Raw genomic sequence first — 15,902 nt, 5'->3', positions numbered from 1 at the left:
CGATGGCGGTAACCACGCGCAAAGCCTTTGTCCTGCGGCTCGACCCGGCGTTGCACGCAGCGATCGAACGCAGTGCCGCAGGCGACGTGCGTTCGGTCAACGCCCAGGTTGAAGTGCTGCTGCGCGAGGCACTGGCGCGGCGCGGGGTCAGGCTTGACCCGGCCAGTCCTGCCCGGCGCGGACGTCCGCCAAAGGAGACTGAAACATGACCAGGATCGACGACAAAGCGTGGTTTGCGCCCAAGACGTTCGGCTATGGCGCGGGGCTGCCGATTGCCTGGCAGGGTTGGGCGATGCTGGCGGTGATGCTGGGGGTGACGTTTGGCTTGTACGCATGGCTGATGCCCGCGCACCCGGGGTATTTCAGCGCCAGCGTCATCGGGATGACGGTGCTGGCCATGCCGCTGATGGCCTACAAGACGCGCGGCGGCTGGCGCTGGCGCAGCGGGCGCGACTGATGCGCCGGATCGCGGTTCTTGTCCTGACGCTGATCGCATTCCCGGCCCGGGCCGATGCGCCGCGTCAGCCCTATACGGTGTCGGCGACCGGACGCCACTATGCCGCGTTGCAGGCGGCAGTCGATGCCATCGGCAATCGGCAGGGTACGATCGTGATCGCGCCGGGCCCTTATCGCGATTGCGCGGTCCAGACCGCAGGCGATGTGGCGTTTGTCGCGGCCACGCCCGGCACCGTGGTATTCGATGCCGCGATCTGCGAGGGCAAGGCGGCGCTGGTGTTGCGCGGCCGTTCGGCGCGGGTCGAAGGGATCGTGTTCCGCAACCAGCGCGTGTCGGACGGCAATGGCGCGGGTATCCGGCTGGAACATGGCGATCTGACCGTGCACCAGGCCTGGTTTCACGACAGTGACGAGGGGATCCTGTCTGCGGATGATCCCGCAGGCCAGGTGGTGATCGATCATTCGACCTTTGCCCGGCTGGGGCGGTGCGATCGTGGCCTGTCGTGCGCACATGCGGTCTATTTCGGCAACTATGGCACGGTAATCATCCGCAACAGCCGGTTCGAAGCCGGCACCGGCGGGCACTATGTCAAAAGCCGCAGCGCGCGCATCCAGATCACCGACAGCAGCTTTGACGACGCCCAGGGCCACGCCACCAATTACATGATCGATCTTTCAATCGGTGCAAGCGGCCTGATCCGGGGCAACTGGTTCGTCGGCGGCCCCGACAGGGAAAACCGCACCACGTTCATTGCCAACGCTGCCGAAGGCCACGTGCACAGCGCCGATGGCCTGACCATCGATAACAATGTCGCGCGGCTGGCACCGGGTGCAACCTATGACACCGCATTTCTGGCCGATTGGTCGGGCGATGCCATCGGGTTGGGCGCAAACACGATCGGCACCGGCATTCGGCGGTTTGAACGGCGTTAACCCAGCAGATGCCCGCTGCGGTCGCGCTTGGTTTCCAGATAACGGTGGTTGTGCGGATTGGCGGGCAGCGCGTGGGGCAGGCGTTCCACCACCTCGACGCCCGCCGCGCGCAGGCCGTCGACTTTGGCCGGATTGTTGGTCATCAGCCGGATCGCGGGCACACCCAGCAGATCGAGCATGCGCGCCGCGACCGGAAAATCGCGCGATTCGTTGGGCAGGCCCAGCCGTTCGTTGGCATCGACCGTGTCGAACCCCTGATCCTGCAACTGATAGGCGCGCAGTTTGTTGATCAGGCCGATGCCGCGCCCTTCCTGCCGCAGATAAAGCAGCACGCCCCAGCCACCCTGTGCCGCCTCGTCCGCCATGGCGTGCAGCGCAGCGTCAAGCTGCGGGCCGCAATCGCATTTCAGGCTGCCCAGGATATCGCCGGTCAGGCATTCGCTGTGCAACCGCACCAGCGGGACACGCGTCTTGTCCTGCGTGCCGATGATCAGCGCTACGTGTTCGCGCACATCGTCACGCGCCCGGAACGCCACGATTTCGGCATCGTCGGTCGCCGCCACCGGCAGGCGCGCGCGCGCCTGGATGGTCAGGGCAGAGGCATCGCGAAACGCGGACAAATCGGCCGGTGACAGGGTGACAGCAATCTCGGCGCCTGTCGCCACCAGAAACGCCGGCAGGATTCCGGCCAGTCGCGCCAGTTCCATCGCGGTGCGCGCCACATCGCCATCGGGCAGGGGATCGGCGTGGAAAGGTCCGCGCAAAGGGCTGTCCAGATCGCGCGCCGGATCGGCCAGATCGCGCGCGGCGGCCAGGTTGAACGGTTCGTGTCCGCGGATCAGGATCGGTGCAGCAGGGTCAAAGGCGCGGGTGTTGCCCAGCTTCAGCGTGGCCGCGCGCGCGGCCGAAACCAGCAAGCGTGCGGCATACAGCCCGGGCTGGGCATAGGCGGTCTCAGCCGGCAGCAGATCGAGCGCTTCGCACGCGCCGGCATCCGACACGATGCGGATTGCCCAACCGTGGCGCAACGCGTCAAGCGCCTGCGCGACCAGCCGGCTGCTGCCGACGGTGCTCATTGCGCAAACCCGGTAATCAGCGGAATGTGGTCCGACGGCTGATCCCACCGCCGGGTTTCCTCGACCATGCGGTGTTCGCACGAGCGCGCCGCCAGATCGGGCGAGGCCCACATGTGATCCAGCCTGCGGCCCTGGTCTTTTTCGCGCCAGTAGGACCGGTACGACCACCAGGAATAGTTTCGCTGCGGGGCAGGGATGTGCTTGCGTCCCAGATCGACCCAGCCGTGCGCACTGGCCAGTGCCGACAGCGCAGCCACCTCGACCGGGGTGTGCGACACGACCTTGATCAGCGCCTTATGGTCATAGACATCGCAATCGAGCGGCGCCACGTTGAAATCGCCAACCAGCAGCGTGGGCCGGTCCAGCGATTGCGACCACGCGGTCATGCGATCCAGAAAATCGAGCTTTTGCCCGAACTTGGCATTCGCTTCGCGATCGGGAATATCGCCGCCCGCCGGAATATAGACGTTTTCGAGATGGATGTTGTGCCCGGTCAGGTCGACGCCCACATGGCGCGCCTCGCCATTGGCCTGCCAGTCGTGCCGCCCGGTTTCGGTAAACGGCAGACGGCTGACCGTGGCTACACCGTGATACCCCTTTTGCCCGTGCACCGCGATATGGCCATAGCCAAGGCGTTCGAACATATCGCGCGGGAACAGCGTTTCGGCGCATTTGATTTCCTGCAGGCACAGCACATCGGGCTGTTCCTGCGTCAAAAAGCGTTCGACCTGGTCGATACGCAGGCGGACCGAATTGATGTTCCAGGTGGCGATGGTGATCATGGGGCCCGTTTAGCCATGCCGCTGGACCAGACAAGCAAATTTGCGATTCCGGCCCTGGCCCGAAGTTCGCATGGTGGCGGGAAAACCCTCGCCCCAGGGGGGGCGATAGGGGCGAGGGTTCCAGCTTGCGTTCGTCACGCTGTCGCAAGACGGAACCGGGGGGGCTTGTCAGCGGGTAACAGGGGGGTGAACCCGCTATGGTCCGTGTTGCTGATTCGGTTTTAGGCCGCGCCCGCTTTCGCTGCGATGAACGAACCTTGCCGTGAATGCGTCAGGATGTCGCAATCGGTCGCACGAATGCGTAATCAGGTTGGTCGTCGCAGGGTTCACCCGGCGCGGTGATTGCCTTTGCGCGGGTCGGTCCATTTGAACGCGGCATCGTCGACGGCCACGCCATAATGCGGGTTGAGCAGGCGGACCATGGTGCGCCGCGACTGCGCATCGGTGGATATCCACGAATCGAGTTCCAATCCCCCGGGCGCAGAGGCCTTGCGCACCATCAGCAGGGTCAGCGTGCCGTATTCGGGGTGCCCGGGATCGCGCACTGCCATGCTGATCAGATCGGCGCGGCCGGTGGGGTTCAGCCTGGCAAACCTGGCCACATCCTTGCCCGGATCGAGCAGGGCGCCCAGCGGGCTGTTGCGGATCGGCCAGCGTTGCACCTGGCGCACTTCGTAATCGATCATTGTCAGCGCGGTGCCGTCCGACACGATCAGCAAAGGCACCCCCGGCTGATACTGGAACCGGATCTTGCCCGGCCGCTTCATTGTCAGGGTGCCGGTCAGCCGCCCGCCATTGGCATCGGTCTGTACGAAATCGGCCCGCAGGGTATCGATCGCGCGCAACGCGGCCACGGCCTGGGCGATATCACCTGCTGCGGCATCGGCCTGCGCCGGAACAGACGAAAGCACCCCCGTCGCACTGGCGACGAGGGTTGCTGTGGCGATAGCACCCATCAGGGCGCGTCGCGAAAGTAAAGGTGCCGTGCGGTTCATGCCAAAGCCATGGGGCCGGGTGATTGAACCGCGCGTGAACCCCTTACTTGATCTTGGCTTCCTTGAACTCGACATGCTTGCGCACGACCGGATCGTACTTCTTGAACGTGAACTTTTCGGTCGAGTTGCGCGGGTTCTTCTTGGTTACATAGAAGAAACCGGTGTCGGCGGTCGAGACCAGGCGGATCTTGACGGTTGCGGGCTTGGCCATGACTCTATCCTGAAACTGGGGTCTTGAAATCCGGCACGCCGCAAAAACATCGGGCGGCCATTCCGCCGCCCCGTCGTTGCGTCACACCGAGATGCGATACAGGGGTGGGCCGTTGCGGCAGAATCACCCGAATGTCAAGTCGAGAGGCGTCGATTTGGTCGTGCGGTGCATGACCAAAGACGGTCTGCGCGATCATTCGCCGTCGCGCAGGGCAAACGGCGGCAGCGGTTTGATCACGCCATACTGTTCGTGGTGCGGCGCGTGATGCAGGGCCGGCAGGTCAAGCGCGGGCACCTCGACGCGGGTGTCGGGCAGACGGTCGAGCAGATTGCGGATCAGCGTCAGCCGGCCACGGCGCTGGTCGTTGAAATCAACCAGTGTCCACGGACAGTGGGGCGTATGGGTCGCGGCCAGCATTGTTTCGCGCGCGCGGGTGTATTGGGCATAATGGTGGCGCGCCGCCAGATCGACCCCCGACAGTTTCCAGCGTTTGGACGGATCATCGCGCCGCTTGGCAAAGCGCCGTTCCTGTTCGGTCTGGTCGCAGCACAGCCAGTATTTGAACACCAGTATGCCATCGTCGATCAGCAGGCGTTCGAACACCGGCGTGGCCGCCAGAAAACTGCGCACCTGGCCTTCGTCGGCAAAGCCTTCGACGGCTTCGACCCCGGCGCGGTTGTACCAGCTGCGATCGAACAGCGCGATTTCGCCCGCCGCCGGCAGGTGTGCGACATAGCGTTGGAAATACCACTGGCCGGCTTCGCGCCCGGTCGGCTTGTCAAGCGCGACGGTGCGCACCTGGCGCGGGTTCAGCTTTTCGGAAATGGCATGGATCACCCCGGTTTTACCCGCGGTGTCGCGCCCTTCGAACAGCACCAGCACGCGTGCGCCGGTCTTGGCCGCCCAGCGCGCGGCCACGCTCAAGTCTTCCTGCATGTCCTCGAGCGCGGCGGCGTAATGCTTGTGCCCCAGCGTGTCGGGCGAATGTGCCATCAGGCTTTCAGCATCAGGAACAGCGCGATGCTGCCGACCAGGATGCGATAGATCGCAAACGGGACAAAGCTGTTGCGGCTGATATAGCCGATGAACAGGCGGATCACGATCAGCGAGACGGTGAACGAAATGATCGATCCGATCGCGATCTGGGTAAACCCGACATGCGCGGTCTGCGTCGCCAGTTCGTGGCGGTTGTCCCACAATTGCTTGGCCGTGGCGCCAAACATCGTCGGCACCGCCAGGAAAAAGCTGAATTCTGCCGCGGTCTTGCGGTTTTCGCCCATCGACAGCGCGCCCATGATGGTCGCGCCCGAACGCGACACGCCCGGGATCATCGCCACGCATTGCACCAGCCCGATCATGAACGAGCGGCGCACCGGCAATTCACCCACCGTTTCATACGCGCGCTGGCGCGCCAGGCGCTCGATCACGATGATCGCGATCCCGCCTGCAATCAGCGCGATGGCCACGATCACCGGCGATTCGAGCAGCAGGTCGATCTTTTTCTTCAGCAGCACGCCCAGCACCGCGGCGGGGACAAATGCCACCAGCACGTTGCGGATGAAATGCAGCGAACGCGTATCACGACGCAGCGCGCCGATCGCCACATCGGCAAAGGTGCGCCAATAGACCACCACCACGGCCATGATCGCGGGCAGCTGGATGACGATGTTGAACACTTCCCAATCCTTCAGGTCCAGCCCGAAGATGCGGGTGGCCAGGACCAGATGCCCGGTGGAGGAAACAGGAAGGAACTCGGTCAGTCCTTCGACGATGCCAAGCACGATGGCGGTAAGGTTCAGGCTATCCATGGCGCAAGGGAATTGCCGCAGCGCAGCACGCTGTCAAGCGCTGGCGGTGCCTGGCAAGATATCGCAGGCGCCCCCGGTCGGAAAGGTCACGCTCAGCGACCCGCGCACCGGCACCTTGTCCCATTGCGCGGTCAGCACATCGATCCGCGCCCGGATCGCCTCCACATCGCCGGCGGTGACAGGAACGACGGCATGGCCGCTGGCTTCACACGCATGTTCGTAAGTCGCCACAAGGTCGGCAATCGCCACGCGCCCGCCCCACATTTCCGCCTGAAATGTCTCGACCAGCCGTTCTGTTGCGTTTTCGATGTCGCCACCTTTGGTGGTGAACGACGCCGGGCTGCCGTTGGCGACCAGCGACAGAAAGCCGCGATGCGCCAGTGTGCTTTCCACCGCATAATGGACCATGTCGTGCGGAATGATGCCCTGCTTGGGACAGGCAATCGGTTCCAGAACCACGCCGTCGCGTTCGATGTGCAAAGCGTCGTACTTGCCGCTGCCTTTGATGAATGTCAGCCGCATGGCGTTGTTTCCCGCTTGGCAATGGCAGACCGACCGCTTTTGCCGATCACCAGATATGCACCCGCTCGTCGGGTGGCAAGTACAAGGCATCACCGGGTTTGATACCGAAGGCCTTGTACCATGGGTCGAAATTGCGCAGCACGGCATTGACCCGTGCCATGGCGAGCGCATGTGGATCGGTCTTGAGCAACTGGCGGCCAAACGCATCGCGCAGTTTCCAGCGCCAGGCCTGGGCATAGGCCAGGAAGAACCGCTGATCGCCGGTCAGTCCGTCGATCACTTTGGCGGATTTGCCGTGCAGCGACAGGCGCCACGCCTGATAGGCCATCGCCAGCCCGCCCAGATCGCCGATATTTTCGCCCAGCGTCAGCCGCCCGTTGTGGCAGGTCTGGCCTTCGTCATAGGGGCATTGCCGGTCATATTGTGCAACCAGCCGCGCGGTCAGCGTTTCAAAGGTCTTGCGATCGGCGGGCGTCCACCAGTCGCGCAGCGCGCCCGTGCCGTCATAACGAGACCCCTGATCATCGAAGCCGTGCCCGATCTCGTGGCCGATCGTGGCCCCGATCGCGCCATAGTTCACCGCATCATCGGCCCTGGGATTGAAATAGGGTGGCTGCAGATAGGCCGCGGGAAACACCACTTCATTGGCGGTCGGCAGGTAATAGGCATTCACCGTTTGCGGTGTCATCAGCCACTTGGTCCGGTCCACCGGCCGGGCCAGTTCGCGCAAGCTGTCCTGCCAGTGCCAGCGCTGTGCCGCGATGGTATTGGCCAGCGGTGCATCGGCGCGGATGATCAGCCCGTCATAAGTCTTGAAGTGGTCAGGATAACCGATCTTGACGCCGAACTGGTCCAGCTTGGCGCGGGCCGCACTGCGTGTCGGCGGGGTCATCCATGCCAGATCCTTCAGATTGGCGGCCATCGCGCTGCGCAGATTGGCGACCAGTTTTTCCATCGCCACTTTGCTGGCCGGCGGGAAATGGCGCGCAACATACAGCTTGCCCACCGCTTCGCCCATCTGCGCGTCGAGCGCGCCGATCGCGCGTTCCCACCGTGCGCGCTGGCTTTGCTGGCCGGTCAGGGTCGTGCCATAAAACGCGAAATTGGCATCATCGATGTCGCTTGGCAGCACCGCGGCATGCGCGATCAGGAAATGCGCGGTCATCCATGCCTGAATGGTTGGCACATCGGTTGTGCCCAGCAGTTTGAGCAATGCGGGCATCCCGCCGCCCAGCCTGGCCTGATCGGCAGGGGCAAGGCCCGCTTGCGCCAGGCGCTCGGGATCGGGCGGCACTTCGCTGACAACGATTGCGTGCACGCCGCCAAGGCCGCTTGCCTCGATCAACGGCGCCACCGGAAATTCGCCGCCCCAGCCCGCAAAGGTGGCCATCGGCACGATGGTGTTGGTCAACAGCGGGTTGCGCGAAAGCGCCCGATCCCATCCGGCGATCGCGATCCGGTGTTCGAATTCATAGACCTGCAGCGCCATTGCAGCGGCATCGGCCCGGCCCGCCTTGGCCAGCAGGAACGCCAGGTGCGCCTGATAGGCGCGGCGCAGTTCGACATTGCGCACAGTGTCGATCAGATAATAATCGCGATCGGGCAGGCCCAGGCCGGTGATCGCGCAAAACACCGCATTGGTATCGGGTTGATGGGGGTCGATGCCGATTTCAAATCCGATCGGACTGGGCATGCCCGGCTGTGCCATCAATGCGGCCAATTGCGCGCGGGTCGATGCGGCGGCAATCGGTTCGAGCCAGGCGCGTGCGGGCACAAGGCCTGCGGCATCGATCGCGGGGCGATCCATGAACGCCTTGTAACTGTCGGCCAGGCGCTGTTCGATGGTGCCATCGGCATGCGGCATGGCGGTCAGATCGTCGATGATCGCCCGCACCGCGCGGCTTTCCCCCAGCCGCAGCGCGAGCGCGTTGCCGCTGTAGGCGTAGCTGTCGGGGATGACCTCGGCTTGGGCCCACTTGCCGTTGACATAGGCAAAGAAATCGTCGCCCGGCCGCACGGCATGGTCGATATCGGCGGGGTTGACCCCCCATCCGGCAAACACCGGCAGCGGGTAATCCCCATTCGCCGGCGCTGCGATCGCGGGCGCATCGGCCGCCATGGCCGGCGCAGGCAGCGCCGCGACAAGCAAGGCGGATGCCAGGGCGAACGAAAGCGAAAGCGGCATCGGGGTTGCTCGTCTGGGGTCAGGCCTGGCGCACAGGCCTAACAAGCATCGCGCAATTGGCAAAGACCTGCTTTCACCCCGCGCCTAATCGGCCAGCGTGGCCGCGCTGTCGAACTGCAACCGCGCAAGCCGCGCGTAAAGCCCGCTGCGCGCGGTCAGCTCGGTGTGGGTGCCCTGTTCGACGATCCGGCCGTCTTCCATCACCACGATCCGGTCGGCCTGGCGCACGGTGGCCAGACGATGCGCGATCACCAGGGTCGTGCGGGTTTTCATCAGGCGATCGAGCGCGTCTTGTACCAGCCGTTCGCTTTCGGCGTCGAGCGCGCTGGTGGCTTCGTCGAGCAGCAGGATCGGTGCATCGCGCAGCAGCGCGCGCGCAATGGCGATGCGCTGGCGCTGTCCGCCCGACAGGCGCGTGCCGTCTTCGCCCAGAAAGGTATCAAGCCCCTCGGGCAGGTCTTTCAGAAAATCCTCGGCGTTGGCGGCGCGCGCGGCGGCCCAGATCGCGTCGTCGCTGGCATTGGGCTGACCATAGCGCAGATTGTCGCGCGCGCTTGCGCCAAACAGCACGCCTTCTTGGGGGACGAGCGCCATGCGCGCGCGCAGTTCGGACGGATCGGCTTCGCGCAAGGGCACGCCGTCAATCCGCACGGTGCCCGCCTGGGGGTCATAAAATCGCTCTGCCAGCAAGAACAGCGTGGATTTGCCGGCACCCGACGGGCCGACGATGGCCACCGTTTCGCCCGGTTCAACCGACAGCGAAAAATCGCTCAAGGCCGCGATTTCGGGACGGCTGGGATAACGGAACGTGACATTCTGGAACGCGATCTGTCCGCGTGGCGGCACCGGCATGGCCAGGGGCCGGGCGGGCGGGGCGATTTCGGGGCTGACCCGCAGCAGTTCGCTCAACCGTTCGGCGGCACCGGCACCGCGCACCAGATCGCCATAGACTTCGGTCAGGGCCTGGAATGCACCTGCGACCAGCGCACCGGTCAACACGAACTGGGCGATCATGCCGCCGCTGATCGTGCCCGCGGCGACACCGAGCGCACCCTGCCACATCAACGCGGTCAATCCGCCCAGGACCAGCACCATCGCGATCGCGGTCATCAGGCTGCGGATCAGGATCCGCCGCTGTGCCGTGGCAAAAGTATGTTCGACCGCCTCTCCAAACCGGGCCTGTTCGCGGGTTTCCTGACCGAAGGCCTGGACCACCTTGATCGCCGACAGCACTTCGGCCACGCGGGCACCGACCAGCGCGACGCGATCCTGGCTGGAGCGCGACACCCGTCGCAGCCGACTGCTGAACAGGGTGATCGGTATCACCACCACCGGTATGCCGGCCAGCAGTTCGGCGGTCAGCGCCGGGGCCAGCCAGAACAGAATGGTGATCCCGCTGATGATCGACAGCGAATTGCGCAGCGCGATCGAAACCGTGGTGCCGACCACCTGTTCGATGACGGCGGTGTCCGATGTCATCCGGCTGGAAATTTCGCGCGGGCTGTTCACCTCAAAGAAACTGGGCGGCATGGTCAGCAGGTTGGCCTGCACTTTCAGCCGGATGTCTGCCACCACACGTTCGCCCAGCCAGGATACGAAAAAGAACCGGATCGCGGTGAACACGCCCAGCAGTGCTACAATCACGAACAGCAGCAGGAACCAGCGGCCCAGTGCATGGACATCGGCGCCTTTGGAAAAGCCCTTGTCGATCACCAGGCGAAATCCGAACGGCACCGCCGCCGTCAGCAGCGAAGTGGTGACAAGCGCCATTCCGGCCAGCGCCAGGCGGCCCGGATAAGCCAGCGCCTGATCGAGCACCATGCGCAAGGGGCCAAGCGACCTTCGGCGGCCCCGTTCGACAGCGGTTTCAGCCGCAGGGGGTGCATACGGGGCGTCCAGTTGTATCGCTTCGCTCATGCGCCACCGCCTAGAGCATTTTTTCGGACAACGGTATGGGCGAAATGGGGCACACACTGTCCCGCAGTGCGGCATGGGTTTCAGGTTGCATTGCACAATCGACGCAATGCGCCCAATATGGGTTACGCGGATTCGTACAGGCATTCCCTGTATGACATGTCCGCCCGGCAATGGGACTGTTCGCGCCATGTTGTACAAGGCCTATGAAATCCAGCGCTCGTTCCTGAACGCGGGCAGCGCCATGGCCTCGATGGCGGCCGAATGGCTTGGCGATCCGCGCTATCCGCTGGCCGGAACCGCACCCAGCCAGGCGATGGCTTCGGCGCTCGAAGTGTTTGCCCATGCCGCCGCGCCGCGCGGCAAGCCGGCGTTCGGGCTGAAGACGATCCAGGTCGATGGCGGCACCCATGCGGTGACCGAAACCACCGTGATCGAGCGCGCGTTCGGCGATCTGAAGAAATTTACACATGCGGGGCTGCCGGCCGATGCACCGCGCCTGCTGATCGTGGCACCGATGAGCGGGCATTATGCCACGCTGCTGCGCGGCACGGTCGAACGCATGCTGGAACGCCATGTGGTCTATATCACCGACTGGGTCGACGCCAAGCAGGTGCCGGTGGACGAGGGGCGGTTCGATCTGGATGAATATATCGATTATCTGATCGCGTTTCTCGACCATATCGGCCCCGGCGCGCACGTCATGGCGGTGTGCCAGCCATCGGTGCCGGCTTTTGCTGCAACCGCAGTCATGGCGCGCGACGGGCACCCGTGCCGCCCGCTGACGCTGACCATGATGGGCGGCCCGGTCGACACGCGCGAAAGCCCGACCGCAGTCAACGACCATGCCATCACCAAGCCCTATGTGTGGTTCAAGCACAATGTGATTACCGATGTGCCGGTCAATTATCCCGGCGTCGGGCGCAAGGTCTATCCGGGTTTTGTTCAGCTGGCCTCGTTCATGTCGATGAACCTGGGCAGCCACATGATGAGCCATTACGGCCTGTTCAAGCATCTGGTGCAGGGCGATGGCGAAAGCGCCGACGCCACCAAGGCATTCTATGACGAATATCGTTCGGTCTGCGATATCACCGCCGAATTCTATCTGCAGACGGTCGACGTGGTGTTTCAGCAGCACCTGTTGCCGCGCGGCGAATTCGTCCACCGCGACCGGATCGTCGATCTGGGTGCGATCACCGATACCGCGATCCTGTGTATCGAGGGCGAACGCGACGATATTTCCGGCATCGGCCAGACCCGCGCCGCGCTGAAGGTTACCCCCGGCTTGCCCGATGCGATGAAGAAATACCACCTGGCGCCCGAAGTCGGCCATTACGGCATCTTCAACGGTTCGCGCTGGCGGTCTTCGATCGCGCCGGTGGTTGACGAATGGATTGCGCGCCATGACGCACGCGCGCAGGGCCGCACGCTGGGCGTGGTGGCGTAACCCTGATCCTCCCCGGCGAGGGGCAGGCGTTCAGTTGATTATACGAAGAACTGCGTGATCCATTCGCAGATGAGCGCGGGCTTGGCTTCGCCTTCGATCTCGATGGTGATTTCCATGGTCTGTTGCCACTGGCCGGGGCGTTTTTCATCGACTTCGAGCAGCTTGAAATGACCGCGGATGTTTTTGCCCGAACGCACCGGTGACAGGAACCGCGTTTTGTTGCCGCCGTAATTGACACCCATCTTGATGCCCGCCGGGCGCGGCACATCGCTTTGCTGGGTCAGCAGCGGGATCAGCGACAGGGTCAGGAACCCGTGCGCAATCGTGCCGCCGAACGGGGTCTTGGCCGCGGCTTCCGGGTCCAGGTGGATGAACTGGAAATCCCCGGTGGCTTCGGCAAACTGGTTGATGCGTTCCTGGCTGACTTGCACCCATTCGGATGTGCCGACGACCTGGCCGACCAGATCTTTCATGGCATGGGCGTCGATAGTGTTGGGCATGCTCGTCCCCGCAATGTGTGTCGTTGATCGGCCCGTCATGCCGCCTTGGCTGCGCGGGCGCAACCCGGTTCTTAATCAGCTGTTTAACGCGGGGTGCCGTCACCCAGCAGCGGGCCCGCGGTCGACGGATGACGCACCGCGATCGCGGGTGCGGCCGCAGGGGCAGGGGGCCGGCGCAGCAGCCTGGCCTGGCGCTGCGCCTCCATCGCTGCTTCGTCCAGCCGGCCGACATAGGCGGCAAGCCCGCATTGCAGTCCGACCAGCATGTAACAGAACGGCTGAAACGCGATGCCGACAAAGCTGCCACCGACCAGATAGACGATCTGCGCCTGTTGCAGTGCATCGGCCAGCGGGCTGATCCAGGCCATCCCGTCGGGCGGGTCGGTCTTGTACCGCCGGCGGATGCGTTCCATCTGCACCACGCCCAGAATGTGCAGCAGCAGCCACAGGCCAAGACCCGGATAGCCCTGTTCGCCCAGCATCTCGAAATAGCTGGAATGGTACGCGCGGCCATGTTCCAGCACGTGTTCGGTGCGCACCGCGGTGCTGTTGCCATCGGTTGCGGTGATCACCTTGTCATAACTGACGGTGTCCTGCCGGAACGCGTCGAACCCGCCGCCGAACGGGTGCGTTTTGGCAAATTCGATGGTCCATTGCCACACCGCCACGCGCGTGCTGGCCGATTGGTCGGCCTTGTGATCCTGGATCGTACTCATCCGTTCGGTAAAGCTTGCAGGCAACAACGGCATCGCGATGGCCGCACCCAGGCCGATCAGCACAAGATAGGTTGCGCGGCGCCTGGTGCTGCGCAATTTCAACAGTCCCAGCACCGCCACGCAGATCAGCCCGGTGCGTGCCTGCGTGCCCACCGGCATCAGGATCGCCGAAAAACTGACGCCGATTGCAAACAGCCGCACCATCCAGCCGGGGCGGAACACCGTGCCATACGTCGCCAGCCAGAACGCCAGCGGGATGGTGCAGATCGACACGGTCGAAATGATCGACCCTTCGTAAAGGCCGGTGTTGTCGTTCACCAGCAGCTTAAGTTCGCCATAGCCACCGCCGCCGGCAAGTGTTTTGAGCGCGCCATCGATGGTGATCACCGCCACGCCCAGCACCATGATCAGGGTCAGCGCTTCGATCCGCAGCCGTGTGCGCAAAGTCAGCGGCAGGAAAATCGCAAAGATCAGCGCTTTCCACACCCAATCCCACTTCGCCGCCGCTTCAACCGGGAAATCCGCGCCCAAAGTGGTCAGTCCGCAATAGACCAGCAGGGCCAGCATCAGCCCCTGGCGCGACGACAGCCGCATGCCCGACTTGTCCTCGCGCGCGGCCCACATCACCACCGCCAGCACAAACGCGACCAACGAAATCGACAACGATCCCAGCGGCCCCCAGCCGATCTTCTGGGGGCTGACAATATCGATGTAGGCATAGGCCAGCACCAGCAGGAACGGCCGCGACATTCCGGCTATGAAGAATGCCAGCACAAACGCGGTAAGCGCCAGATTGGTCATGGCACCCTGCGCGGATCGGCTGCGTTGCGGGGCAGCGCGGGATCGTCATCCAGATCCTGACGACGCACCAGCCGCCACACGGCAAGCGCCATGACGAAATGCGGAACGGCAAGGGCAAGCAGGTCGATCATGGTTGTTGCAGGTTACCTGACAAAAGCACCGGGTTCGCGCGCCGCGGTCAGCCATGGACCACCTTCGGTTGATACGGCGTTAAGCCTTGCTGTGGCATGGCAGGGGCATGACCCGTATCCTGCACGTGCTCGATCACAGCCTGCCGCTGCAAAGCGGCTATACCTTCCGCACGCGCGCCATCCTTGCGGCACAGATCGCGCTGGGGCTGGACGTGCGCGCGGTGACCGGCCAGCGTCACAGCGCAGAGCCGGCCGCCGGGAACTGCGAGCCCGAGGTGATCGATGGCCTGCAGTTCTGGCGCACACCGGGCCGGGCCGAAGGCGTGGCCGGTCTGCGCGAATGGCGCGAAGTCGGTGCACTGGCCGACCGGATCGTCGCACTGGCCCGGACCTGGCGCCCCGACGTGATCCATGCGCACAGTCCCGCGCTGTGCGGCATGGCCGCCTTGCGCGCCAGCCGGCAGCTGGGCGTGCCGCTGGTCTATGAAATCCGCGCGTTCTGGGAAGATGCGGCCGTGGGCAATGGCACCGGCAGCGCAAGCTCGTGGCGCTATTGGTTGACGCGGCAGCTGGAAAACCGCGTCGTGGCCGGCGCCCATGCAGTGGTCACGATCTGCCAGGGGCTGAAGGATGATCTGATCGCGCGCGGGGTTGCTGCGCAGCGGATCACGATCATGCCCAACGGGGTCGATCTGGGGCTGTTCGGTACGCCGCTGGCGCGCGATCCGGCGCTGGCCGCACGGCTGGGGCTGGGCCAGGGGCCGGTGATCGGGTTTCTGGGCAGTTTCTACCCCTATGAAGGGCTGGATGACCTGATCGCTGCGATGCCCGCGATTGTCGCGCGCCACCGCGACGCCCGCCTGCTGCTGGTCGGAGGCGGCCCCGCCGAAACCGCGTTGCGCGCCGCGGCGCAGGCCTCGGGCGCGGCCGATGCCATCCATTTTGTCGGGCGCGTGCCGCATCACGACGTGGAACGCTATTACGCGCTGGTGGATGTGGTGTGCTATCCGCGCAAGGCAATGCGGCTGACCGATCTCGTCACCCCGCTCAAGCCGCTGGAGGCCATGGCCCAGGGCAAACTGGTTGCGGCCAGCAGTGTCGGCGGGCATCGCGAACTGATCGCCGATGGCGTGACCGGCACCTTGTTTGCGCCCGATGATCCGGCACGGCTGGCCGATGCTGTGGCAGGGCTGCTGGCCGACCGCGCCAGCTGGGACGAACGCCGCGCGATCGCGCGCCGGTTTGTCGAAACCGATCATGACTGGGGTCGCAACGTCAGGCGTTATCTTCCCGTTTACCAAACCGTGCTAGCCATGATGGGTGATTCTGCCCGGATTGCTGCCTGACCCCCCGTCCAGCCGCAGTCCAAGGGCCACTCGCAAGGACATAATGAGCGTCGTGATCAAACCAGCCCGCCCACGGTCC

The 15,902-nt window shown here is 64.3% G+C and carries 17 protein-coding genes; 5 read left to right on the top strand and 12 right to left on the bottom strand.

Annotated elements, in window-relative coordinates; translation table 11 throughout:
- The first annotated feature begins 2 nt into the window (after positions 1–2).
- The 3 genes from G404_RS0108365 to G404_RS0108355 are packed head-to-tail and all read left to right on the top strand — an operon-like array spanning position 3 to position 1,389.
- Positions 3–209 (top strand): type II toxin-antitoxin system antitoxin, encoded by a 207-nt coding sequence (locus tag G404_RS0108365; RefSeq protein ID WP_028640681.1) that lies wholly within the window; start codon positions 3–5, stop codon positions 207–209.
- Positions 206–457, top strand: coding sequence for a hypothetical protein (locus tag G404_RS0108360; protein WP_028640680.1), 252 nt, complete (start codon positions 206–208; stop codon positions 455–457). Before G404_RS0108365 ends, G404_RS0108360 begins: the two co-directional genes overlap by 4 nt.
- Positions 457–1,389 carry a right-handed parallel beta-helix repeat-containing protein gene (locus tag G404_RS0108355; protein WP_211230750.1) on the top strand — a complete coding sequence of 311 codons (933 nt, stop codon included), beginning with the start codon at positions 457–459 and terminating at the stop codon, positions 1,387–1,389. Before G404_RS0108360 ends, G404_RS0108355 begins: the two co-directional genes overlap by 1 nt.
- Here the strand turns inward: G404_RS0108355 and ribA are convergent.
- From ribA to G404_RS0108310, 9 genes are all read right to left on the bottom strand, one after another.
- The gene (gene ribA / locus G404_RS0108350; RefSeq protein WP_028640678.1) at positions 1,386–2,465 is read right to left on the bottom strand and encodes a GTP cyclohydrolase II; all 1,080 of its coding nucleotides are present in this window, start codon (positions 2,463–2,465) and stop codon (positions 1,386–1,388) included. The two genes, G404_RS0108355 and ribA, sit on opposite strands and share 4 nt — an antisense overlap.
- The gene (locus G404_RS0108345; protein ID WP_028640677.1) at positions 2,462–3,247 is read right to left on the bottom strand and encodes an exodeoxyribonuclease III; all 786 of its coding nucleotides are present in this window, start codon (positions 3,245–3,247) and stop codon (positions 2,462–2,464) included. The genes ribA and G404_RS0108345 overlap by 4 nt, the downstream gene beginning before the upstream one ends.
- A gap of 326 nt (positions 3,248–3,573) precedes the next feature.
- Positions 3,574–4,203, bottom strand: coding sequence for a LolA family protein (locus tag G404_RS0108340; protein ID WP_425411623.1), 630 nt, complete (start codon positions 4,201–4,203; stop codon positions 3,574–3,576).
- A gap of 82 nt (positions 4,204–4,285) precedes the next feature.
- Positions 4,286–4,453: a 50S ribosomal protein L33 gene (gene rpmG / locus G404_RS0108335; protein WP_028640675.1), complete on the bottom strand. Its 168-nt coding sequence runs from the start codon at positions 4,451–4,453 to the stop codon at positions 4,286–4,288.
- A 192-nt stretch (positions 4,454–4,645) separates the two neighbouring features.
- Entirely contained in the window at positions 4,646–5,446 is an 801-nt protein-coding gene (ppk2, locus tag G404_RS0108330; RefSeq protein ID WP_028640674.1) for a polyphosphate kinase 2, read from the bottom strand.
- Positions 5,446–6,261: an undecaprenyl-diphosphate phosphatase gene (locus G404_RS0108325; RefSeq protein WP_028640673.1), complete on the bottom strand. Its 816-nt coding sequence runs from the start codon at positions 6,259–6,261 to the stop codon at positions 5,446–5,448. Before G404_RS0108325 ends, ppk2 begins: the two co-directional genes overlap by 1 nt.
- A gap of 33 nt (positions 6,262–6,294) precedes the next feature.
- The gene (locus tag G404_RS19815; protein ID WP_051280397.1) at positions 6,295–6,783 is read right to left on the bottom strand and encodes a hypothetical protein; all 489 of its coding nucleotides are present in this window, start codon (positions 6,781–6,783) and stop codon (positions 6,295–6,297) included.
- A gap of 46 nt (positions 6,784–6,829) precedes the next feature.
- Positions 6,830–8,968, bottom strand: a complete 2,139-nt coding sequence (locus G404_RS0108315; RefSeq protein ID WP_028640672.1) for a M13 family metallopeptidase — start codon at positions 8,966–8,968, stop codon at positions 6,830–6,832.
- 84 nt (positions 8,969–9,052) lie between these two features.
- Entirely contained in the window at positions 9,053–10,885 is a 1,833-nt protein-coding gene (locus G404_RS0108310) for an ABC transporter transmembrane domain-containing protein (protein WP_051280395.1), read from the bottom strand.
- Positions 10,886–11,072: 187 nt separating this feature from the next.
- On the opposite strand from G404_RS0108310, the gene G404_RS0108305 reads away from it, so the two are divergent.
- Positions 11,073–12,329, top strand: coding sequence for a polyhydroxyalkanoate depolymerase (locus tag G404_RS0108305; RefSeq protein ID WP_028640670.1), 1,257 nt, complete (start codon positions 11,073–11,075; stop codon positions 12,327–12,329).
- A 38-nt stretch (positions 12,330–12,367) separates the two neighbouring features.
- On the opposite strand, the gene G404_RS0108300 is transcribed toward G404_RS0108305, so the two are convergent.
- The 3 genes from G404_RS0108300 to G404_RS20930 all read right to left on the bottom strand — a co-directional run bounded on the left by G404_RS0108300 (position 12,368) and on the right by G404_RS20930 (position 14,477).
- Positions 12,368–12,829 (bottom strand): MaoC family dehydratase, encoded by a 462-nt coding sequence (locus G404_RS0108300; protein WP_051280393.1) that lies wholly within the window; start codon positions 12,827–12,829, stop codon positions 12,368–12,370.
- Between the two features lie 83 nt (positions 12,830–12,912).
- Positions 12,913–14,346 carry a putative O-glycosylation ligase, exosortase A system-associated gene (locus tag G404_RS18535; RefSeq protein WP_051280392.1) on the bottom strand — a complete coding sequence of 478 codons (1,434 nt, stop codon included), beginning with the start codon at positions 14,344–14,346 and terminating at the stop codon, positions 12,913–12,915.
- Entirely contained in the window at positions 14,343–14,477 is a 135-nt protein-coding gene (locus G404_RS20930; protein ID WP_281170259.1) for a hypothetical protein, read from the bottom strand. The genes G404_RS18535 and G404_RS20930 overlap by 4 nt, the downstream gene beginning before the upstream one ends.
- Positions 14,478–14,584: 107 nt before the next feature.
- Between G404_RS20930 and G404_RS0108285 the strand changes: the two genes are divergently transcribed.
- Positions 14,585–15,823, top strand: a complete 1,239-nt coding sequence (locus G404_RS0108285) for a TIGR04063 family PEP-CTERM/XrtA system glycosyltransferase (protein ID WP_036520786.1) — start codon at positions 14,585–14,587, stop codon at positions 15,821–15,823.
- The last annotated feature ends 79 nt before the right edge of the window (positions 15,824–15,902 follow it).

It is taken from the genome of Novosphingobium acidiphilum DSM 19966 (assembly GCF_000429005.1).
Lineage (GTDB): Bacteria > Pseudomonadota > Alphaproteobacteria > Sphingomonadales > Sphingomonadaceae > Novosphingobium > Novosphingobium acidiphilum.
This window is presented reverse-complemented; position numbering and strand designations above follow the sequence as displayed.